Source organism: Herbaspirillum rhizosphaerae (assembly GCF_046025915.1).
Taxonomy (GTDB): Bacteria; Pseudomonadota; Gammaproteobacteria; order Burkholderiales; family Burkholderiaceae_D; genus Herbaspirillum; species Herbaspirillum rhizosphaerae_A.
The window spans coordinates 260947-283423 of the sequence record NZ_JAQQFR010000002.1; the positions used below are offsets into that span (position 1 = coordinate 260947).

General features: G+C 56.7%; 21 protein-coding genes. 10 read left to right on the forward strand and 11 right to left on the reverse strand.

Annotated features, from left to right (window positions below):
• Positions 1-188 precede the first annotated feature (188 nt).
• Positions 189-1418, forward strand: coding sequence for a pyridoxal phosphate-dependent aminotransferase (locus PQR63_RS03800; RefSeq protein ID WP_408165770.1), 1230 nt, complete (start codon positions 189-191; stop codon positions 1416-1418).
• A gap of 158 nt (positions 1419-1576) precedes the next feature.
• The gene (locus PQR63_RS03805; protein WP_408165772.1) at positions 1577-2887 is read left to right on the forward strand and encodes a homoserine dehydrogenase; all 1311 of its coding nucleotides are present in this window, start codon (positions 1577-1579) and stop codon (positions 2885-2887) included.
• A 171-nt stretch (positions 2888-3058) separates the two neighbouring features.
• Here the strand turns inward: PQR63_RS03805 and PQR63_RS03810 are convergent, their stop codons facing one another.
• Positions 3059-3478, reverse strand: coding sequence for a surface-adhesin E family protein (locus PQR63_RS03810; RefSeq protein WP_408165774.1), 420 nt, complete (start codon positions 3476-3478; stop codon positions 3059-3061).
• 275 nt (positions 3479-3753) lie between these two features.
• Between PQR63_RS03810 and thrC the strand changes: the two genes are divergently transcribed.
• The gene (thrC, locus tag PQR63_RS03815) at positions 3754-5214 is read left to right on the forward strand and encodes a threonine synthase (RefSeq protein ID WP_408165775.1); all 1461 of its coding nucleotides are present in this window, start codon (positions 3754-3756) and stop codon (positions 5212-5214) included.
• Between the two features lie 89 nt (positions 5215-5303).
• Here thrC and PQR63_RS03820 read toward each other — a convergent pair whose 3' ends face one another.
• Complete coding sequence (locus tag PQR63_RS03820; RefSeq protein WP_408165777.1) at positions 5304-6206, reverse strand: LysR family transcriptional regulator; 903 nt, start codon at positions 6204-6206, stop codon at positions 5304-5306.
• Positions 6207-6389: 183 nt separating this feature from the next.
• Here PQR63_RS03820 and aceB point away from each other — a divergent pair, with 183 nt between their 5' ends.
• Positions 6390-7976 (forward strand): malate synthase A, encoded by a 1587-nt coding sequence (gene aceB, locus PQR63_RS03825; RefSeq protein WP_408165779.1) that lies wholly within the window; start codon positions 6390-6392, stop codon positions 7974-7976.
• A 276-nt stretch (positions 7977-8252) separates the two neighbouring features.
• Here the strand turns inward: aceB and PQR63_RS03830 are convergent, their stop codons facing one another.
• The 3 genes from PQR63_RS03830 to ispD form a co-directional block, all read right to left on the reverse strand.
• On the reverse strand, positions 8253-8456 hold the full coding sequence (locus tag PQR63_RS03830; protein WP_007878889.1) for a cold-shock protein: 204 nt from the start codon (positions 8454-8456) through the stop codon (positions 8253-8255).
• Positions 8457-8618: 162 nt separating this feature from the next.
• On the reverse strand, positions 8619-9113 hold the full coding sequence (ispF, locus tag PQR63_RS03835) for a 2-C-methyl-D-erythritol 2,4-cyclodiphosphate synthase (protein WP_408165781.1): 495 nt from the start codon (positions 9111-9113) through the stop codon (positions 8619-8621).
• Positions 9110-9841: a 2-C-methyl-D-erythritol 4-phosphate cytidylyltransferase gene (gene ispD / locus PQR63_RS03840; RefSeq protein WP_408165783.1), complete on the reverse strand. Its 732-nt coding sequence runs from the start codon at positions 9839-9841 to the stop codon at positions 9110-9112. Before ispD ends, ispF begins: the two co-directional genes overlap by 4 nt.
• A 223-nt stretch (positions 9842-10064) precedes the next feature.
• Here ispD and mfd point away from each other — a divergent pair, with 223 nt between their 5' ends.
• From mfd to PQR63_RS03870, 6 genes are all read left to right on the forward strand, one after another.
• The gene (gene mfd, locus PQR63_RS03845; protein ID WP_408165785.1) at positions 10065-13520 is read left to right on the forward strand and encodes a transcription-repair coupling factor; all 3456 of its coding nucleotides are present in this window, start codon (positions 10065-10067) and stop codon (positions 13518-13520) included.
• 73 nt (positions 13521-13593) lie between these two features.
• Positions 13594-14436, forward strand: coding sequence for a phosphoserine phosphatase SerB (gene serB, locus PQR63_RS03850; RefSeq protein WP_408165787.1), 843 nt, complete (start codon positions 13594-13596; stop codon positions 14434-14436).
• Between the two features lie 22 nt (positions 14437-14458).
• Entirely contained in the window at positions 14459-14821 is a 363-nt protein-coding gene (locus tag PQR63_RS03855; protein ID WP_408166136.1) for a DUF4870 family protein, read from the forward strand.
• Positions 14822-14905: 84 nt separating this feature from the next.
• Complete coding sequence (locus PQR63_RS03860; protein WP_408165789.1) at positions 14906-15601, forward strand: CoA transferase subunit A; 696 nt, start codon at positions 14906-14908, stop codon at positions 15599-15601.
• Positions 15602-15613: 12 nt separating this feature from the next.
• Positions 15614-16264: a 3-oxoacid CoA-transferase subunit B gene (locus PQR63_RS03865; RefSeq protein WP_408165790.1), complete on the forward strand. Its 651-nt coding sequence runs from the start codon at positions 15614-15616 to the stop codon at positions 16262-16264.
• An 88-nt stretch (positions 16265-16352) separates the two neighbouring features.
• Positions 16353-16805, forward strand: coding sequence for a MaoC family dehydratase (locus tag PQR63_RS03870; protein WP_408165791.1), 453 nt, complete (start codon positions 16353-16355; stop codon positions 16803-16805).
• 17 nt (positions 16806-16822) lie between these two features.
• Here the strand turns inward: PQR63_RS03870 and PQR63_RS03875 are convergent, their stop codons facing one another.
• The 6 genes from PQR63_RS03875 to PQR63_RS03900 form a co-directional block, all read right to left on the reverse strand.
• Positions 16823-17404: a cupin domain-containing protein gene (locus tag PQR63_RS03875; protein ID WP_408165792.1), complete on the reverse strand. Its 582-nt coding sequence runs from the start codon at positions 17402-17404 to the stop codon at positions 16823-16825.
• Positions 17401-18144, reverse strand: a complete 744-nt coding sequence (locus PQR63_RS03880; RefSeq protein WP_408165793.1) for an NAD-dependent epimerase/dehydratase family protein — start codon at positions 18142-18144, stop codon at positions 17401-17403. The genes PQR63_RS03875 and PQR63_RS03880 overlap by 4 nt, the downstream gene beginning before the upstream one ends.
• Before the next feature lie 175 nt (positions 18145-18319).
• Positions 18320-19012 (reverse strand): glutathione binding-like protein, encoded by a 693-nt coding sequence (locus tag PQR63_RS03885; RefSeq protein WP_408165794.1) that lies wholly within the window; start codon positions 19010-19012, stop codon positions 18320-18322.
• Positions 19013-19177: 165 nt separating this feature from the next.
• Complete coding sequence (locus tag PQR63_RS03890) at positions 19178-20398, reverse strand: GNAT family N-acetyltransferase (RefSeq protein WP_408165796.1); 1221 nt, start codon at positions 20396-20398, stop codon at positions 19178-19180.
• Positions 20399-20480: 82 nt separating this feature from the next.
• Complete coding sequence (locus PQR63_RS03895; protein WP_408165798.1) at positions 20481-21197, reverse strand: enoyl-CoA hydratase-related protein; 717 nt, start codon at positions 21195-21197, stop codon at positions 20481-20483.
• A 56-nt stretch (positions 21198-21253) separates the two neighbouring features.
• Positions 21254-22414, reverse strand: a complete 1161-nt coding sequence (locus PQR63_RS03900) for a pyridoxal phosphate-dependent aminotransferase (RefSeq protein WP_408165800.1) — start codon at positions 22412-22414, stop codon at positions 21254-21256.
• Between the last annotated feature and the right edge of the window lie 63 nt (positions 22415-22477).

The following is a 22477-nucleotide window of genomic DNA, read 5'->3' on the forward strand; positions in this document are numbered from 1 at the left end:
CGAATCGCCGTTCGCGGCAGAGCGGTCAGGCAAATATCGGCAATAAGGTCTTAAAGTGCTGCATTGTAGCGTTTTCCTGTTCCGGACTCTGTTTTATTCATTGATAAAATAGAGGGCTTTCGGCAAAATGGCCGGTTCCGGCGGCTCGGCCGGGCTGGCCTGATTGGCTCATTCAAAGGATTTGTACTGTGCGACCGATTCAAAAATCGAAAAAACTGGCTGATGTCTGTTACGACATCCGTGGACCCGTGCTGGAAAAAGCGCGCCAGATGGAAGAAGAAGGCCACAAGATCATCAAACTGAACATCGGCAACCTGGCCGCCTTCGGTTTCGATGCGCCGGACGAAATCGTGCAGGACATGATCCGCAACATGGGTAATGCCTCCGGCTACACCGATTCCAAGGGGTTGTTTGCGCCGCGCAAATCGGTCATGCATTACACCCAGCAAAAGAATATCCAGGGCGTCACCATTGATGACATCTACCTCGGCAACGGTGCATCCGAGCTGATCGTCATGAGCGTCAACGCCTTGCTCAATACCGGCGACGAAGTGTTGGTGCCGTCGCCTGACTATCCGCTGTGGACTGCGGCGGTCAGCCTCTCGGGCGGCACGCCGGTGCACTATGTTTGCGACGAGCAGGCAGGCTGGCAGCCGGACATTGACGACATCAAGAAAAAGATCACGCCCAACACCAAGGCCATCGTCGTCATCAACCCAAACAATCCGACCGGCGCGCTCTACAGCACTGACGTACTCAAGGAAATCGTCGAAGTCGCGCGCCAGCATCAACTGATCATCCTGGCCGACGAAATCTACGACAAGGTCTTGTACGATGGTCACACGCATACCTCGCTGGCATCGCTGGCGGACGATGTGCTGTTCATCACGTTCAACGGTTTGTCCAAGAACTATCGCTCTTGCGGCTATCGCGCCGGCTGGATGGTGGTGTCGGGCGAAAAGAAGCACGCCAAGGACTACATCGAAGGCCTCAACATGCTGGCCTCCATGCGTCTGTGCGCGAATGCGCCGGGGCAATACGCAATCCAGACCGCATTGGGCGGCTATCAAAGCATCAATGATCTGGTCGGCCCGACAGGTCGCCTGACCAAGCAGCGCGATCTCGCACACAAGCTGCTGACGGATATTCCCGGCGTGACTTGCGTCAAGCCGAAGTCGGCGCTGTACATGTTCCCGCGCCTTGATCCGGCGGTTTATCCGATCAAGGACGATCAGGAATTCGCCTATGAGCTGTTGGCTGAAGAGAAGGTGTTGATCGTGCAGGGCACCGGTTTCAATTGCCCGACGCCGGATCACTTCCGGGTGGTGTTCCTGCCCAACACGGACGATCTGACCGAATCGATGGGACGCATTGCGCACTTCCTCGAAGGTTATCGCCGCCGTCACGGCACGGCCTGAATCCGGCAGCGTAATTTAGCCGCACAGTAACGTGAAGTATTCAAGCCGGTTTCTCCGCGGCGTGGCGGGGAAGGCCGGCAGTTCCAGTTTTACCGCAGTACCCGTCATGGAATCGTCATGACGGCATTTTTAGCATGTTTATTAACCACGAAGACATTATGAAATCCATCAAAGTAGGTTTGCTCGGCATCGGCACCGTGGGTTCCGGTACTTTCAATGTATTGAAGCGCAATCAGGAAGAAATTGCGCGGCGCGCAGGGCGCGGCATTGAAATTACCATGGTGGCCGATCTGAACACAGAGCGCGCCACCGAGCTGACCAATGGAGAAGTCAAGGTGGTTAACGACGCCAATCTGGTCGTCAACGATCCGGACATCGATATCGTCATCGAACTGATCGGCGGCTACGGCCTCGCCAAGGATCTGGTTCTGAAGGCGATCGCCAACGGTAAGCACGTGGTGACGGCCAACAAGGCGCTGATTGCCACACACGGCAATGAGATCTTCAAGGCAGCGCAGGAAAAAGGCGTCATGGTCGCGTTTGAAGCGGCGGTGGCCGGCGGTATTCCGATCATCAAGGCATTGCGTGAAGGCCTGACCGCCAACCGCATCCAATGGATCGCCGGCATCATCAACGGCACCACCAACTTCATCCTGTCCGAAATGCGTGACAAGGGTCTGGATTTCGACGTCGTGCTGAAAGAAGCGCAACGTCTGGGCTATGCAGAAGCCGATCCAACCTTCGACATCGAAGGTGTCGACGCTGCGCATAAGCTGACCATCATGGCCTCGATCGCTTTTGGTATTCCTGTGCAGTTCGACAAGGCGCACGTCGAAGGCATCACCAAGTTGCAGGCAACTGATATCCGCTATGCGGAACAACTCGGCTATCGTATCAAGCTGTTGGGTATCACACGTCAGACCGCCAATGGTATTGAGTTGCGCGTGCATCCGACGCTGATTCCATCGGGCCGCCTGATTGCTAATGTCGAAGGCGCGATGAACGCCGTGATGGTGCGTGGCGATGCTGTCGGTGAGACGCTGTACTACGGCAAGGGCGCAGGCTCCGAGCCGACCGCTTCGGCCGTGATTGCCGATCTGGTCGATATCACCCGTCTGGCGACCGCTGATCCGGAACATCGCGTACCTTACCTGGCATTCCAACCGCACGCCATGGCAAGTACGCCGGTGCTCCCGATCCAGGATGTCACCACCAGCTACTACTTGCGCATGCATGTGGCCGACAAGCCGGGCGTACTGGCGGACGTCACACGCATCCTGGCGGACTCGTCGATTTCCATCGATGCCATGCTGCAAAAGGAACCGTCGGAAGGCGAGACTCAAACCGATATCATCATGCTCACGCACCAGACACAAGAGCGCAACATCGAGGCCGCCATCGCCAAGATCGAAGCCTTGTCGACAGTTGTTGGCACAGTGATGAAGATTCGTCTGGAAGAGTTGGGCTGATCCGGTCGCTGCAGGAAGAAAAGAAAGGGAGTCTTAGGACTCCCTTTTTTATCGCCTTCTATTTTGACCTTGGCGGGTTGATTGCGATCAATTTTTCCTGAGTCAAGTGCACCAAATAAAAACGGGTGCCATCGGCACCCGTTTTGTTTCAACCCGGCATCAGCCGAAGGTTTATTTTTTCGCTTCAGGAATCTTATAGTCACAGACGGCTTGCACCATAGCTTCGGCAACGGAAAGCGCCTTGGGTTTGACGAACTGCATGTTTTTCAGCGCGTCGGTATGATCGCGGCTGTCGCCTTTGCCGTCGTTTTCGGCGTAGATGATTTCTTTCGTCAGTTTCAGTGTCTGATCTTTGCAGTTGTATTGATGCATGTCCTTGTAGGACTTCAACGTCGGAAAGCCGCTTTCATTGTTGGGGCGAGCTTCCTTGAAGTTCCATATCGCCCATGCTTCGCGAATGCCCTTGGTTTCCTTGATGGAATCCACATCAATTGAAAGCTCCGCCTGATCGGAACCACCCAGGCTTTGCCAGTTTTCCGCGTGCGCGGCACCGGCGCTGATCAGGCACAACATCAAAATCCATTTTTTCATCATGTATCCATTTCTGTTCAGATTGGAGCGCGTGCATGGCATTGCCGCCGGCGTCCGTGAGTGAATATGCAGAGAAAGCCGCATCTGCATACGCTTCAGGGCAGTCAGCATAGCGTGCCGGGCGGTTGCTTACAACCCCGGTAACGTTTTATTTCACTTCGTCAAATCGGTGCTGCGTCAGTCTGCACATGCCCGAAAATCCTGGCCCCCGGCGACGAGCCAGCTATAATGACGCTCTTCGTGCAACCTGCTGCAAGACTTATCTCCTATACGCTATGCAATACGTTTCCACTCGCGGTCACTCTGCTACACCATCTTTTTCCGAAATCCTGCTGGGCGGCCTCGCACCGGACGGCGGTCTGTATCTGCCGGCTGACTATCCGCAAGTGACCGGCACCGAGTTGGATCAATGGCGCAAGCTGTCGTATGCCGATCTGGCGTACGAAGTCCTGAAAAAGTTTGCCACCGACATTCCCGATGCCGATCTCAAAGCGCTGACGCACAAGACCTATACGGCGGACGTCTATCGCAACACGCGCGCAGGCGAAGACGCATCGCAGATCACTCCCTTGCGCACGTTGGAAGACAAGGACGGCAAGAAGCTGGTGCTGCAAGGTTTGTCAAACGGTCCGACGCTGGCGTTCAAGGACATGGCCATGCAGTTGCTGGGCAATCTGTTCGAATATGCGCTGGCGAAGAAGAACGCCGAGCTCAACATCGTCGGCGCCACGTCGGGTGACACTGGCAGTGCGGCCGAATACGCCATGCGCGGCAAGAAGGGCATTCGCGTCTTCATGCTGTCGCCGCACAAGAAGATGAGTGCTTTCCAGACTGCGCAGATGTTCAGCCTGCAGGATCCGAATATTTTCAACCTGGCGGTGGAGGGCGTGTTCGACGATTGCCAGGACATCGTCAAGGCGATATCCAACGACCTCGATTACAAAGTCACACAAAAGATCGGTACCGTCAATTCGATCAACTGGGCGCGTGTGGTTGCGCAGGTGGTGTACTACTTCCGTGGTTATCTTTCCGCCACGACCAGCAACGAACAGAAGGTGTCCTTCACCGTCCCGTCGGGAAATTTCGGCAACATCTGCGCCGGGCATATCGCCCGCATGATGGGCCTGCCGATCGACAAACTGGTGGTCGCCACCAACGAGAACGACGTGCTCGATGAATTCTTCCGTACCGGTATTTACCGCGTGCGCAAGTCGGCTGAGACTTACCACACCAGCAGCCCAAGCATGGACATCAGCAAGGCGTCCAACTTCGAACGTTTCATCTACGATCTGCTCGGCCGCGACAGCGCGCGCGTCAAAGCCTTGTTCCACAAGGTCGAGACAGCAGGCGGATTCGACCTGACCGGGGCTGCCGGCAGCGATGGCAACGAGTTCGCCAGCGTGATCCGTTATGGTTTTGCCTCGGGTAAATCGACCCACGCCGATCGTCTGGATACCATTCGTTTTGCAGAAAAGACCTACGGCATCACCGTCGATACACATACCGCAGACGGCATCAAGGTCGCACGTGAGAATCTGGCCGAAGGCGTCACCATGATCGTGCTGGAAACCGCACTGCCGGCCAAGTTCAACGAAACCATCCGTGAGGCGCTGGGCCGCGATGCCGAACGCCCAGCCGGTTTTGAAAACATTGAAGCGCTGCCGCAGCGTTTTGAAGTGATGCCGGCGGATGCGGCGAAGGTGAAGACTTTCGTTGCCGGGCATACCGGCCTGTAATTAGTCTCCTGCTATACCGTACGCCGCTGTGTCTTGATGAAAATCGTGACACAGCGGCGTTTTCATTTCTGCAACGCAAATATCTTCGCTTACCTGCGCCAGTAACTCGGCTGCGCATAAGCATGCCGTAGGAAATCCACGAAGGCGCGGATGCGTAATGGCAGATGTCTGCGCTGAGCAAAGACGGCATAAATCGCCGGTGCCGGCGCGATGAACTTATCCAGGACAGTCACCAGCTCGCCCGATTCGATCGCTGCGCCGACCTCCCACATGGAGCGCCAGGCGAGGCCTTTACCGTTGAGCGCCCAGTTATGCAGCACCTCACCGTCGTTGCAGACCATGTTGCCGCCGACTTTGTACACACTGACTTTGCCATGCTGCTTGAGCGTCCAGCCGCGCTGGCTGCCTTCGCTGCTGATCGCCAGACAGTTGTGGCGGCTCAGCTCGTCCGGCGTTTGCGGCGTGCCGTGGCGGCGCAGATACGCGGGCGCAGCGACGATGACGCGGTCGTTGTCAGCCAGTTTGACGCTAATCAGGTTGGAATCGGTCAGATCGGCGATGCGTATGGCGACGTCAATGCCTTCGCCGATCAGATCAACGATGCGGTCATTCAGGTTGAGGGTGAGCGTGACGTCTCGATGTTCCGCCAGGAAGGAGGGCACCAGCGGCGCCACGTGCTGGCGGCCAAAGCCGGCCGGCGCGGAGATCAGCAAGCTTCCGCTGGCCTTGGCGCTGCGCTCCGACACCGAAGACTCCGCGTCTTCCAGGTCAGTCAGGATGCGTTGGCAGTCTTCCAGGAAGGCCGTGCCTTCATTGGTCAGCACGATCTTGCGCGTGGTGCGCTGAAGCAACTTGACGCCAAGCCGCTCTTCCAGCGCATCAAGACGGCGGCCGATCATGGCGGGCGCGATGCCCTCGGCGCGGGCGGCCGCTGACAGGCTGCCTTTGGCGGCGACATCGACGAAGGTGGAGATTTGCTTGAACTGGTCCATAGGGGTACTCTCGAACGCTCTTGGGCTGAGGTGGTCATTATCGGGTCACTTGTGACTAAAACGCAAAGATAAAGTGATAAAACGTTTTACTCATAGCCATTTAGTTTAAATATACTAAGTGCACAAAAATACAATCTGACAACGAATTTTCTTACCTGAATTCTTTACTATTAGGAGCACAGCATGACGCAATTGACACTGCCGGCCGGGATGCAGATTTCTGGTGAAATCAAGCCTGGTTATGAACAGATCCTGACGCCCGACGCGCTGGCGCTGGTAGCAAAATTAAGCCGCGCTTTCGAGTCGCGCCGCCAGGAATTGCTGGCCGCCCGCGTCGAGCGCGTGAAGCGTCTGGACGCCGGCGAGCGTCCAGACTTCCTGCCTGAAACTGCGAACATCCGCAGCGGCGACTGGAAGATCGCTCCGATCCCTGAAGCGCTGAAATGCCGCCGTGTGGAAATCACCGGCCCGGTCGAGCGCAAGATGGTCATCAACGCCTTCAACTCCGGCGCTGACAGCTACATGACCGATTTCGAAGATTCCAACTCGCCGGTCTGGGACAATCAGGTCACCGGCCAGATCAATCTGTTCGACGCGATCCGCCGCACCATTTCGCTGGAATCGAACGGCAAGAGCTACAAGCTCAACGACAAGATCGCTACGCTGGTGGTGCGTCCACGCGGCTGGCATCTGGACGAGAAGCACGTCACCATCGACGGCAAGCGCATCTCCGGCGGTATCTTCGACTTCGCGCTGTTCCTGTTCCATAACGCCAAAGAACAACTGGCGCGCGGCGCCGGTCCGTACTTCTATCTGCCGAAGATGGAATCGCATCTGGAAGCGCGTCTGTGGAACGACATTTTCGTGATGGCGCAAAACGAAATCGGCCTGCCGCAAGGCACTATCAAGGCGACCGTGCTGATCGAAACGATCACCGCCGCTTTCGAAATGGACGAAATCCTGTATGAGCTGCGCGAGCACAGCTCGGGCCTCAACGCCGGTCGCTGGGATTACATCTTCTCCTGCATCAAGAAATTCAAGAACGACAAGAACTTCTGCCTGGCCGATCGCGCCAAGGTCACGATGACAGCACCGTTCATGCGCTCCTACGCGCTGCTGCTGCTGAAGACCTGTCACAAGCGCGGTGCGCCTGCCATCGGCGGCATGAGTGCCTTGATTCCGATCAAGAACGATCCGGAAAAGAACGCCATCGCCATGCAAGGCATCATCAACGACAAGCGTCGCGATGCCACCGACGGTTACGACGGCGGCTGGGTTGCTCACCCAGGTCTGGTCGAAGCATCGATGAAGGAATTCGTTGCCGTGTTGGGCGACAAGCCTAACCAGTTCGAGAAGCAACGTCCTGACGTCGACGTCAAGGCAGAAAATCTGCTCGACTTCCAACCAGAAACGCCAATCACCGAAGCCGGTTTGCGTTACAACATCAACGTCGGTATTCACTATCTGGGTGCCTGGCTGGCAGGTAACGGTTGCGTGCCTATTCATAACCTGATGGAAGATGCTGCGACTGCCGAAATCAGCCGTGCGCAAGTCTGGCAATGGATTCGCAGCAGCAAGGGTAATCTGGAAGATGGCCGTAAAGTCACCGCCGACATGGTGCGCGCGATGATTCCGGAAGAGCTGGCCAAGGTCAAGGAAGTCGCCGGCAACGGTCCGACTTATGATCGCGCTGCGAAGATCTTTGAAGAAATGTCGACTTCGGAAACCTTTGCCGAATTCCTGACATTGCCGCTGTACGAAGAAATCTGATGTAAGCAGGGGCTCGCGTCGACATGATGAATCGTCGCTGCGACCCTCACTTCAGAAATAAGAAATGCCCGCTGCTTGCGGGCATTTCTTATTGATACTGTACTTAACTTGTAAGTTAGGTTGCCGTGTAACTATGGTTGCGTCGATTTCTTCTGCACTGATGGGCGTCGATTACAGCCGGCAGGAATCGCTCACGAGAAAATCACGAAACGTACAGACGAAAAAAATCCCCGACATGTCGGGGATTTTTTCTTCATCCAGCTTGCTAAGCGATGCTTAGATTGCTTGGATGTTCGAAGCTTGCTTGCCCTTAGGACCAGTAGTCACTTCGAAAGAAACGCGTTGGTTTTCTTTCAGCGACTTGAAGCCATTCGATTGAATAGCCGAGAAGTGAGCGAACAGATCTTCGCCGCCTTCGTCAGGAGTAATGAAGCCGAAGCCCTTCGAGTCGTTGAACCACTTTACGATACCAGTTGCCATGTTAATTCCTAAATAAGTTAATGTGGGCTTTGCCCGTTATTATCGTTTAAACCTAGAGAGGAATGACAGACTAATACCGCACTACCAGCTCGAATCTTAACGACCATTTAATTATACCGATTAAATTGCCAATGCAAGTGGTTTTCACTCGCGGGGAACAATTTAATTTGCAGCCGGTTTGTATACCAAAACCACCGCTTCGGCAGCGATTCCTTCCTCACGGCCCAGATAACCCAGCTTTTCGTTGGTTTTTGCCTTGATATTGACTTGCTCGACGGCAATGCCGAGATCGGCGGCAATATGTGCCGTCATCTGCGGTATGTGGGGTGCCATTTTTGGTGCCTGCGCGATAATCGTCGCGTCAACATTGCCAATTGCGTAACCCTCTGCTGCCAGCCGCTTGACGGCTTCGCGCAGCAATACGCGTGAATCGGCGCCTTTGAATTCGGCCGCCGTATCCGGAAAATGCCGGCCGATATCGCCCAATCCTGCCGAGCCGAACAGCGCATCAGTGATCGCATGCAACAGCACGTCGGCGTCCGAATGGCCGAGCAGGCCGGTTTTATGCGGGATATCGACGCCACCGATAATCAGTTTGCGGCCGGTGACGAGCGCGTGGCAATCGTAGCCCTGGCCAATGCGGAAGGGGAAAGTCATTCTTGTCCTTGTAGAAATAATTCAGCCAGCGCGACGTCATGCGCCAGCGTGACCTTGAAATTGCGTGGGCTGCCTTCCACCAGTTTCGGTTGCAGTCCCAGCATCTCGACGGCGCTGGCGTCATCGGTGATATCACCCACGCGTCCTTGCAGTTGTGCGGCATCCAGCGCACGTTGCAGCAGTGCATAGCGGAACATCTGCGGTGTCTGCGCGGCCCACAAGCCATTGCGCGGCACCGTTTCCAGCACGCGCGATGCATTGCTGCGCTTGAGCGTATCGACGATCGGCAAGGCCAGCAAGCCACCGACATCGTCGTCGTGCAAGGCCGCGATCAGTCTGTCGAGGAGGGCGTCATTCAGGCCGGGACGGGCCGCGTCATGCACCAGCACCCAGTCGTTGTCGGCGATGTGAGCGCGGATTGCCAGCAGGCCGTTGCGCACACTTTCCTGGCGCGTCTCACCGCCGTGACGTACGACCGTCACTTTGTCGGCCAATTGCGGTTGCGTTGCGAGGAAGTCGCCGATATAACCATCCGCCGCGCTGACGACGATAAACGTATGTGCAATGGCTGCATTGCCGGCAAAGGTATCGAGCGCGTATTGCAGCATCGGCTTCCCCGCCAGCGGCATGTATTGCTTGGGAATCGCGCCGCCCAGACGCGCGCCGACACCCGCAGCGGGGATCAGCGCAAAATGCCTGGCGGTGTTCTGTGAAATTGGAGCGCTCATGCGAGATGCGCCATGACAGCCAGAAAGCAGGAAATGCCTGCCGGACACGCCCGAGGTCGGTAAGGGCGCGGCCTTGTCTGCAGAGGGCTTCGTTTATAATGTGAGGCTGAATTCTAAAGCTAAATCCGGGGCCTGATAACAAATCATTGTTAAGCGGGCCTTGTCTTATCCAGCTGCATGTTGTCGTATTTTGCGCGCTTCGGTGCGCCTCCCACTCCAGCCAATGTCTTTTGACCTGAAAAAAATTCTTCCCAAGCCGGGCGTGCGTTTCGTTCCTCCTGCCGTGCATGGCTCCGCCGACGCCTATTTGCTGGCGCAGGCCGCCATTGCGCTGAAGGCCGACAAGCGCATGCTCACCGTGGTCGTCGCCAATGCCACGGACGCACAGCGTTTGCTGTCAGAAATACCGTGGTTTCAACGTGATGCCGGAGACGGCAATACAGAGAACAAATTGCGTTGCCATTTGTTGCCCGACTGGGAAACCCTGCCTTACGACGCTTTTTCGCCGCACCAGGATCTGGTTTCCGAGCGTCTGGCCACTTTGTATGAAGTGCAAAACGGACAGTGCGACGTCCTGATCGTACCTGCGACGACAGCCTTATTGCGTATGGCGCCGCCGGGTTTTCTGGCGGCGTACACCTTCTTCTTCAAGCAAGGCGAGAAGCTCGATGAAGCCCGCCTGAAAACCCAGCTTACGCTGGCCGGCTACACCCACGTCACGCAAGTCATGTCGCCGGGTGAATATTCGGTGCGCGGCGGCTTGATCGACATCTTCCCGATGGGTTCCGCCTTGCCGTATCGCCTCGATCTGTTCGGCGACACCATCGAAACCATCCGTACCTTTGACGCCGATACCCAGCGCTCGTTGTATCCCGTGCGCGAGGTGCGTTTGTTGCCGGGCCGCGAATTCCCGATGGACGAGACGTCGCGCACGGCCTTCCGCAGCCGCTGGCGTGAAGTCTTCGAGGGTGATCCGTCGCGCTCTGCCATCTACAAGGACATCGGCAACGGCATCGCCTCGGCTGGTATCGAGTACTACCTGCCGCTGTTCTTCGACGAGACTGCGACGCTGTTCCGCTATCTGCCTGACACCACGTTGTTCGCCACCGTCGGCGATATCGATCAGGCCATCAAGCGTTTCTGGAGTGACACACGCTCGCGCCACAATTTTCTCAAGGCTGACCGCGAACGTCCGGTGCTGCCGCCCGAACAGGTTTTTCTGACCGACGAAGATTTCTTCATACTGGTCAAACCGTATGGCCGCCTGGCGCTGCAAACGGATGATGCACCCTCGGATTTGTCGGCACCGATACCGAATATCGCCGTCAATCGTCGTAGCGAAGATCCGCTGATCAATCTGCGCGCCTATCTGCTCAAAACCGGTAAGCGCGTCATGCTCTGCGCCGAATCGAATGGCCGCCGCGAAACTCTGCAGCAATATTTCAAAGAATACGATCTGCATCCGGCGCTGTGCGATGGCTATGAAAGCTTCATCGCCAATAATGAGCCCTTGATGCTGGGTGTAGCGCCGCTGCATGCCGGCTTCGAGCTGGTCGACGCGGAAGTGAGCTTTATCACCGAGACCGAGCTGTACGCCGGATCAGGCCGACGTGTTGGCCGCAAGAAGCAAGAGGCCGTCACACAGGTCGAGCACATGGTGCGCGATCTGTCGGAGTTGAAGATCGGCGATCCGGTCGTGCATGCCAATCACGGCATCGGCCGTTACATGGGTTTGCTCAGCATGGACCTGGGTGAGGGCGAGACCGAGTTCCTGCATCTGGAATACGCCAAGGAAACCAAACTCTACGTACCCGTATCGCAACTGCACGTGATTGCGCGCTACTCCGGTGCGTCGCCGGACGATGCGCCACTGCATTCGCTGGGCTCGGGACAATGGGAAAAAGCCAAGCGCAAGGCGGCGCAGCAGGTGCGCGATACCGCCGCTGAATTGCTGAATCTGTATGCCCGCCGTGCCTTGCGCCAAGGTCATGCCTTCCAGTATTCGGCTCGCGATTACGAAACTTTCGCCGAGAGTTTCGGCTTTGAAGAAACTCCCGATCAGGCCGCAGCCATCAACGCCGTCATCGGCGACATGACCAGCGGTAAGCCGATGGATCGCCTGATTTGCGGCGACGTCGGTTTCGGCAAGACGGAAGTCGCCTTGCGCGCCGCCTTTGTCGCCGTCATGGGCGGCAAGCAGGTCGCGATTCTCGCACCGACGACTTTGCTGGCTGAACAGCATGCGCAGACCTTCGCCGATCGCTTTGCCAACTGGCCGGTACGCATCGCCGAGTTGTCGCGTTTCCGCAGCGGCAAGGAGATCGCGCAAGCGATCAAGGGCATGGGCGACGGCACGCTCGATATTGTTATCGGCACGCACAAATTGCTGTCCGACGACATCAAGTTCTCACGTCTCGGCCTGGTCATCATCGATGAAGAACACCGCTTCGGCGTGCGTCAGAAAGAAGCGCTGAAAGCTTTGCGCGCCGAGGTCGACGTGCTCACGCTGACCGCCACACCGATCCCGCGTACGCTGGGTATGGCGCTGGAAGGCTTGCGCGATTTTTCCATCATCGCCACTGCGCCGCAAAAGCGTCTGGCCATCAAAACCTTCGTACGCGCCGAAGGCGAATCGACGATACGTGAGGCCTGTCTGCGCGAGTTGAAACGTGGCGGACAAGTCTATTTCCTGCACAACGAAGTCGATACCATCGAAAACCGCAAGGCCATGCTGGAGGCCTTGCTGCCCGAAGCACGCGTGGTTATTGCCCACGGTCAGATGCATGAGCGCGATCTGGAAAAGGTCATGCGCGATTTCGTCGCGCAGCGCTCCAACATTCTGCTGTGCACGACGATTATCGAGACCGGTATCGACGTGCCGACTGCCAATACCATCATCATGCATCGCGCCGATAAATTCGGTCTGGCGCAACTGCATCAATTGCGAGGCCGCGTCGGCCGCTCGCATCACCAGGCCTATGCTTATCTGCTGGTCAACGACGTCAAGGGCCTGACCAAGCAGGCGCAGCGCCGTCTTGAAGCGATCCAGCAGATGGAAGAGCTGGGCAGCGGTTTCTACCTCGCCATGCATGATCTGGAAATCCGCGGTGCCGGCGAAGTGCTGGGCGACAACCAATCGGGCGAGATGCACGAGATCGGTTTTCAGATGTATTCCGACATGCTCAACGAAGCCGTGCGTTCGCTCAAGAACGGCAAGGAACCGGATCTCGCCGCACCATTGGCCAGCACAACGGAAATCAACTTGCATGTGCCGGCATTGCTCCCGAGCGACTACTGCGGTGACGTGCACGAACGTCTGTCGCTGTACAAACGTTTCGCCAATTGCACCTCGCAGGAAACCATCGACGGTTTGCAGGAAGAACTGATCGATCGCTTCGGCAAGTTGCCTGAAGTCGCCAAGGCGCTGGTCGAAACACATCGCTTGCGCATCGCCGCCAAGCCCTTGGGCATCATCAAGATCGACGCGCATGCTGAATCGGCACTGCTGCAATTTGTGCCGAATCCGCCGGTTGACGCCATGCGCATCATTGAGCTGATCCAGAAGAATCGTCACATCAAGCTCAATGGACAGGACAAGCTGCGCATCACCGCCAACATGCCCGACCTCAATGCGCGCGTAACCCAGATCAAGGCGACCATGCGCTCGCTGGTAGGATGACAAGGTGTAACGACAAGCGTCACAGCAGGGCGATTTTTAGCTAACGATTTACGACATTAAAACAAGATTGAACATGAACCTGATTCTTCAAGGACTCCATACCGACCGCGCCGCCGTTGAGGCCATCATTCAACTGGCGCAGCCTGCGCACGTGGTCGACATCAATGCCCACGCTTGGCGTTGCGAAGGCGTGACCTACAGCGATGCACTCAAGGCGCAGATTGATGCCGCCTCCCTGGCGCAACAAGTCGACTACGCCTTCATCGAAGCCGGTCGGTCGCTGGCTGATTTCAAGCTGGTTGCGATGGATATGGATTCCACGTTGATCACCATCGAATGCATCGATGAGATCGCCGACATGCAAGGCCTCAAGCCGCAGGTGTCTGAAATCACCGAAGCCGCCATGCGTGGTGAAATCGAATTCAACGAAAGCCTCACACGCCGCGTCGCCTTGCTCAAGGGGTTGGATGCCGGTGCCTTGCAACGCGTCTATGACGAGCGTCTGCAACTGTCGTTGGGTGCGGAAAAGATGTTGAATGCGATCCAGGCTGCCGGTCTGAAAACTTTGCTGGTGTCCGGCGGTTTTACCTTCTTCACCGACCGCATGAAGACGCGCCTCAATCTTGATTACACCCATTCGAACCAACTCGAAATCATCGACGGAAAACTCACCGGCAAAGTGGTCGGCGGCATCGTCAATGCAGAAGAAAAACGCTTGACCGTCGAACGCGTTTGCGCCGAACTCGGCGTACCAACATCGCAGGCTATCGTCATGGGCGACGGCGCCAATGATCTCAAGATGATGGGGGTAAGCGGCTTGTCGGTAGCGTTCCGCGCCAAGCCGGTGGTACGCGCACAAGCGAGCGTGGCATTGAACTTTGTGGGGCTCGACGGCATCTTGAATATAGTGGCTTAACCCGAAGGAGAGGCGTATGAGCATGAATCAGGATATCGTTTTGGATGCAGACCTGAAGTCAATCAAAGATCTGGCGTGGTGGCTGTATATCTTCCACGGCCTGAGTCTGGTGTTGTCGCTGGGCATGCTGTCGTGGCTGCCGCTGATCGTCAACTACATCAAGCGCGGCGATGCCGCCGACACCTTTGTCTACAGCCATCATCGCTGGCAGATCCGCTCGTTCTGGTGGTATCTGTTCTGGATGTTTGCCGGTGGTGTGATCTGGATGACGATTATCGGTATTCCGCTGGCGGTATTGATCTGGTCACTGGCGTGGATCTGGAAGGCTTACCGCATCATCAAGGGCTGGCTGGATCTGAACGACAATAAAGCCATGCCCGTGTAATAGCGCTTGCACGTTCTTGTCACATAGTTGGATTAGAATGTCCCGGCAGGTTTTCAGCACACTTGAAAGAAAAGAGGCGACAGAATGAACAAAGTCTATCCCGACGCGTCCAGCGCGTTATCCGGTATCGTCAAGGACGGCCAGACGATTGCTGTCGGCGGTTTCGGCCTGTGCGGCATTCCTGAAGCGCTGATCGCCGCCTTGCGCGACTCCGGCGTACAGAATCTGACAGCCATCTCCAACAACGCCGGTGTCGATGGTTTCGGCCTCGGTCAATTGCTGACCACACGCCAGATCAAGAAGATGATCGCGTCCTACGTTGGCGAAAACAAAGAGTTCGAACGCCAATACCTGGCCGGCGAACTGGAACTGGAATTCACCCCGCAAGGCACGCTGGCTGAAAAACTGCGTGCAGGCGGCGCCGGCATCCCGGCCTTCTTCACCAAAACCGGCGTCGGCACGCTGGTCGCCGAAGGCAAGGAAATCCGCGACTTCGACGGCGTCAACTACGTCATGGAACGCTCGTTGGTGGCCGACATCTCGCTGGTCAAGGCACAGAAGGCCGACCGTGCCGGCAACCTGATCTTCAACAAGACCGCGCGCAACTTCAACCCCAACGTCGCCATGGCCGGCAAGATCACCATCGTCGAAGTCGAAGAACTGGTCGAAGTCGGCCAGCTCGACCCGGATCAGATCCACACCGCCGGTATCTTCGTGCACCGCATCGTGGTCAACGCCACGCCGGAAAAGCGCATCGAACAACGTACCGTGTCGAAATAAGGAGAAATAATCATGGCATGGACCAGAGACGAAATGGCTGCGCGCGCAGCCAAGGAATTGCAAGACGGCTTTTACGTCAACCTCGGCATCGGCTTGCCGACCCTGGTGGCGAATCACGTTCCCAACAACATTGAAGTCTGGCTGCAATCGGAAAACGGCCTGCTCGGCATTGGCCCTTTCCCGACCGAAGACAAGGTCGACGCCGACCTGATCAACGCCGGCAAGCAAACCGTGACGACGATCCCAGGTTCGTCCTTCTTCAGCTCGGCAGACTCGTTCGGCATGATCCGCGGTGGCAAGATCAACATCGCCATCCTCGGCGCGATGCAAGTGTCCCAGCAAGGCGATCTGGCCAACTGGATGATTCCGGGCAAGATGGTCAAGGGCATGGGCGGCGCGATGGATCTGGTGGCCGGTGTCGGCCGCGTGGTGGTGCTGATGGAGCACGTTGCCAAAGGCAAGGATGGCAGCATTTCGCAAAAGATCTTGAAGCAATGCAATCTGCCGCTGACGGGTGTGGGCGTGGTCAATCGCATCATCACCGATCTCGGTGTGATCGACGTGACGCCGACCGGGCTGAAGCTGATTGAGCTGGCGACCGGCGTGACCAAGGAAGAGGTCGTTGCCAATACCGAAGCCACATTGGACGTGAGCGCGGTATAGATGTCGCAGTGAGCAATGACAATGGCGTCGGCTGAAGAATCAGCCGGCGCTTTTTTTATGATTTTTTCAGAACCACACAAGGAAACCCATGCGCGAAATCGCAAGCATCGAAGCACTCACTGAGTTGGTCGGACAAGAAGTCGCCGTCAGCGACTGGATCGAAGTCACGCAAGACCAGGTCAACCTGTTCGCCGACGCCACCGGCGATCATCAATGGATTCACGTCGACGTCGAGCGCAGCAAGCGTGAATTACCATTCGGCGGTACGGTGGCACACGGTTTCCTGACGCTGGCGCTGCTGCCGAAAATCATGGGACAAAGTATCTCTATGGGCAACGTCAAGATGCTGCTCAACTACGGCCTCAATCGCGTACGCTTTCCGTCGCCGCTACCGGTCGGCAGTCAGGTGCGCGGTCGTATCACTTTGCAGTCTGTCGAAGAGATTCCCGGAGGTGCACAAGTGGTGTGGGAAATCACCATGGAACGCGAAGACAGCGAGAAGCCGGTGTGCGTGGCTGAGTTCATCGTGCGCCGCTACTGATCAGACTTCTATTTATCTTATTGCGCCGTCGCCGGCAATTCCGGCTCCGGAATCACCAGCGGCCCGCAATTGGCGTCGGCTACAAAGATGGCAAGCAGCTGTGCAGGTTTGACGTGGTCAGGATTCTCGGCAAGCACGTGCAGGGCACGTGGCGCCTCCATCCAGGTTTCGCCTTGCTGGTAGTTGACGACCGGGCCGCCTTCCATCTGTGAGCGCACTGTCCCTTGCAATACGATGGCCGTGACCGATCCGGGGTGACGATGCGGTGCTGAATAAGCCAACGGCGGGAAGTCCACCATCGTCGTCGTGATGGACTTTCCGGGGACGTTGGGCAAGGGCTCGCAAGAGATCACCTTGACCGAGGTCGCCAGCCGTACGACCGTCGACGATGGCACCGATGGTGACGATGCTGTCGCCATCGGTGCCGGACTGGAGAAGGGCAAATCCGCCGCATTGCTGGTGCTGCAAATGTCCTTGATCCAGCGGGTAACGACGTGTTGCCCCCCTGATTGCGCCAACAGAAAGCCGCCTGCCAGGCTCAGTAAGAGCCAGCGATAGCCATGGCGGCGCGCTGACAAAGCAGACACGGACAGATTCACGATTTGGCACCGTTTCTGGCACGAAAAGCAGGATTCCAGGCGAGCTGTTTGCGGGCCTTGGCATTGCTGACTTCCGGATTGTCTTCCGTGATGTTGAATACGCCGACAGCTTCTTTTTGCAGCGCGAGCAAGGCGGCATGCGCTGCCGCATCTACATGCACCGGACTGACACCTTTTGCTTCGACGTTCCATGTGCCGGGGCCGTATAACTGACCATAGCGCAGCACCGTACCCGCCAAGCCGGACGTTTGCAGCACTTGCGTCTCCAAGGCGACAACGCCGTCGATACTGACCCGACGAGCGCCTTCCGCATTGATGTCCAATGCACTTTCTTCCGCATAGGGTTGGTTGCCGCTTGCGTAAGCCCAGGCGATGCTTTGCGCGATCATGCGTTTGGTCCCTGCCGCAAGGGCTGCATTAATCAGATTGCGAGTGCCGGCGCTGCGTAGGTGTGCATTGCGTGATCCGGCTTCAGCCATGGCTTGCGGGTCAAGCTGTTGAGGCAGATCGGTAAGCTGATGGATTACCACTGCCGGACCAATCCGGATCAATTCTGTTGTGAGTGCTTGCGCATCGAAGACGTCGACCACGACCGGGATTGCGCCCAGTGCTTTCAGTCTCTCGGTACGCGCCTGCCGGCGTGTGCTGCCGTACACCACATAACCCGCATTCACCAGCAGCGGAATCAGCGTTGTACCGATAGCGCCGGTTGCGCCGGCCAAAAATATTTTTTCGCTCATCGTGTTTCCTCGTCATTGGAGCGTTCAGTCTAAGACGGCGAATGGTTCTAAAAAAGAGCCAAAAACACGCTAAATGACTATGCCATGATTGAAGGTGGTGAGGAGTGAGAGCGAAGCAGAAGAAGAGGGCGGACAGCGCAACCGGCTGTCCGCCAAAGCGGCCAATACGAATGTATCAGCGCTTCTGGTATTGCGTATTGCCGAACAGGATGTCCTTCGCCTTGTCGTCGGTCAGCGCCTTGCGCTTGTCGGCGAGCACGGTGACGCCGCGTTGCACTGCGGGGCGTGCATTGATGGCGTCAAACCAGCGCTGGACGTTGGGAAAATCACTCAGTTCAATGCCCTGGTTTTTCCATGAACGCGTCCATGGAAAGCAGGCGATGTCGGCGATGGTGTATTCGTCGCCGGCGAGGTAAGGGGTCTTGGACAATTGCTTGTCGAGCACACCATATAAACGCTTGGCTTCGTTGCTGTAACGATTGACGGCATATTCGATTTTTTCCGGCGCATAGATGCGGAAATGATGCGCCTGGCCGAGCATCGGGCCGAGGCCGCCCATCTGGAACATCACCCATTGCAGGACGTTGAATTTTTCACGGTCGGTGGTGCCGAGAAATTTACCGGTTTTCCCCGCCAGATAAATCAGGATTGCGCCCGATTCGAACATGGAAATCGGCTGGCCATCCGGGCCGTCAGAATCAACGATGGCGGGGATTTTATTATTCGGCGAAATCTTCAGGAAATCTTCGGTGAACTGGTCACCCGCACCGATATCGATGGCGTGGGCGCGATAGTCCAAGACGCATTCTTCCAGCATGATGTGAACCTTGTGGCCGTTGGGCGTGGCCCAGCTATAAACGTCAATCATGGTCTTCCTTTGTCTGTCAGATAGGTGTTCGGATTACTGCACTGATGGCTGTGTAGAACAGGCGTGCATGCGAGGGTTTAACTATGCCCGGCTAAGTGTAGCTGAAGGGATTGAAACGCGCAGAGCAGCGCCGTTTTTTGGAAGCAGATTTTGGACCGGCGATTTCTATTTCTTGCGCGATAGACGATGCATGAAAGGATAGCTGCGCAAGTGCACGTAAGTCTTGAACAGAACGCTGGCGCGCAGACGCGGCGAGATCTGGATGGCGTTGTGTTGAATCGTCTCTAGCGGCTGCCAACGCAGCTTGGATGGATCTCTGCCGGTCGACAGATTGACGCAATCGATGTCGTTGGCAATCGCCCATTGCATGATGTGAATCATCAGCGTCGTCATGACGCTATATTTTCCCCAGGCAGCGTCGTAGCCGGAATAGTAAAGATAGAGCTGCCGCTTGCTGAGAAAACCAATGCGGCTGGCAACAACAGCTCCATTGACGCTGAGCTGGAATACCCGTAGCCGTCCTTGCGCCGAGGATGCGCCTGCGTAGGCGGACAAAAAATGACGGCTTTTACGATCACGGAAAACATTGGCATGGAGAACGCCTTCCGGATTTCTGGCGCGTAGCTTGTGCAGACGCAAGAATGTCATCAACGCGGGAGCGACTTCTGCCGTCTGTTCCACCACCGTGAAGGCATGCTGATGCCCATCGCGTTTGAGGGAGTTGAAGCATTTGCGAATGGCTTCTTTCATGTTGCGCGATAAACCGCTTTTGAGCTCTTCCCATTGCCGTGGTAGCGGCAGATAGCACATCACGCGCGCTTTTGGTTGCGGTGCTCCAGGGGCAGAAAGCAGCTCCGCCTGAGACGGCGACAAGCCTTGCCATTCAATCCAGTCCCATAGATGGCGGTGTTCTTGCAGATATCTCTGCAGCACGGTAATGGTCGCGCCGGCATGATCCGGGTGGCAGATCATGCCGCGGATTTCGGTAATGTTGGGGTCGGCGCCGAAGAATTGCAGGACTTTCACGCCGCACGCAGCGATACCGGGTCTGACGCTGATGATCATCGGTGCAATGGCAATGAGCGTGCCTTGCCGGTCGCGTAGTACAAAGACATGCAGGCAATCGCGAATCAGCATGCGCGTGGCGCGCAGATGCTGCCACCAGAGAATGTTCCACGACGCGGTCGTGAACGGCACCTGAAAGGGCAGCGTGTCGCTCAATGCATCCCATTCCGGCGTTAGTGCGACCAGGTCTGCCGGGTCGTGGATAAGCGCCAGATGCAGCTCGCCGACGTCAGGCAAGGCAGGCGAAGCGGATAATGCGGGCATATCCGCCATCGCGACGTAGCGCTCTTTGCCAGTGTCTTGCGCATTCTTCTGACTCATTGTAGACAGTGCCGCCATCGTGAAAGAAGGTGGAGAACAATAGAGAAGTCAGCCTCTGGTGCAGGCGAGGCCCAAAACGGAATTACGCTGTTCCGGGGCGTTTTGTGAGCAATCGGTGTCTTTCAGAGGAGAAAGACTCAGTTAGTGTAGTACTGGAAGCTGCACCCAGCAAGGTTTTGAATTGTTCAAATGCCGTCGGCGCAGACGCCAGAGATGTTGACAACTGCTCGGCCCAGGCCAGCGCTTTGTCCAGCGCGGTACCGTCCGCGCTGAGTTTGTTGAGCAGTCCGGCTGCATGCAGGCGTGCTGCACCAAGCGGTTTGGCATCGAGCAAAATTTCTGAAACCCATTGCTGAGGCAGGCGCTGAGGCAGGAACCACGATGCGCCGCCCACGGCCCAGGTGCCGATTTGCGCAGGCGAAATACCGAAGCTGGCGTTCTGGCCTGCCACGATCAGGTCGCTGGCCAGCGCCAGCGAAAAACCGGCATCGATCGCAACACCTTCCACCGCGGCGATGATCGGCTTGGGAAAGCTGCGCATGGTCTCGATCAGATTTTGCAGATTTTCCAAAACGACAACTTGTGTTTCCAAATCCTTGCTGGCTTCCACGCCGCTGCAAAAGCATTGGTCGGCGCCGGTGAGCACAATGGCGCGGACGGAATCATCGCGTTCGGCCTTCGACAGGGTTTCGATGGCGGAGGCGAGGACGCTGCCGTCGAATGCGTTTTGCTGCCCTGGATTGGCAAATGTGAGAACCAGTGTGGCGTCGTGGCGGCTTGCTTTGAGTTCTGCGGTCATGGAGTCGCGCTTTTCTTTGGCTTTGTTGTTGTCGTTAGTTTTAGACGGATGACGGCTTACAGTTTTGCCAACCGGTCCAGCGCCAGGCGCAAGGTTTCGTCTTTCTTGGCGAAGCAGAAGCGTACGATCCCCGATTCTTTAGGCGTGTTGTAGAAGGCCGAAACCGGAATCGCAGCAACGCCGATTTCCGTGGTCAGCCATTTGGAAAATTCCGCTTCCGGCAAATCCGAAATCGCACCGTATTCCACGCATTGGAAGTAGGTGCCTTCCGATGGCAGCAGCTTGAAGCGCGTGTTCTTCAGTCCCTCACGGAACAGGTCGCGTTTGTGCTGGTAGAAGGCCGGCAGCTCGACGTAGGGCGCCGGATTCTTCATGTATTCCGTCAGACCGTATTGCACCGGGGTGTTGACGGTGAAGACGTTGAATTGATGCACCTTGCGGAATTCTGCACTCATGGCGGCAGGTGCGGCAACAAAGCCGACTTTCCAGCCGGTGACGTGATAGGTCTTGCCGAAGCTGGAATTGATGAAGGTGCGCGGCGCCAGTTCAGGATGGCGGCAGAGCGACTCATGGCTCTGGCCGTCGTAGACCATGTGTTCGTATACCTCGTCGGCCAGAATCAGGATGCCGGTATTGCGCACGATGTCGGCCAGCGCGTTGATGTCTGCTTTCTTCAGGATGGAGCCGGTCGGATTGTGCGGCGTGTTGACCATGATAAGGCGCGTCTTGCTGGTGACGGCCGCAGCGACTTTGTCCCATGGCACGCTATAGCCTTCGCTGCTGACGGTCATCTGGACGAAGACGGGAATGCCGCCTGCGAGTTCGATCGCCGGTACGTAGCAGTCGTAAGCAGGCTCAATCACGATCACTTCGTCGCCTGCATGGACTGCACACAGGATGGACGTCAGGATGCCTTGCGTGGCACCGGCAGTGACGGTGATTTCACTGATCGGGTTGTAGGTGTGGCCGTGCAGTGCCTGGATCTTTTTCGCAATCGCTTCGCGCAGTACCGGTACGCCTGCCATCGGCGGATACTGGTTCAGGCCGGTCTTCATGGCATGCGTGACGGCATCGACCAGCGCGGGGTCGCAATCGAAGTCAGGGAAGCCCTGGCCGAGATTGACCGCGCCTTTTTCACTGGCGAGCGCCGACATGACGGTGAAGATGGTAGTGCCGACATTGGGCAGTTTGGAAACGATATTGACAGGCTGGCTCATTGCGGAAATCTGTGAAATAGATAAAAAATGGCGAAGCGAATGGGATGGCGAACAGACAGAGAT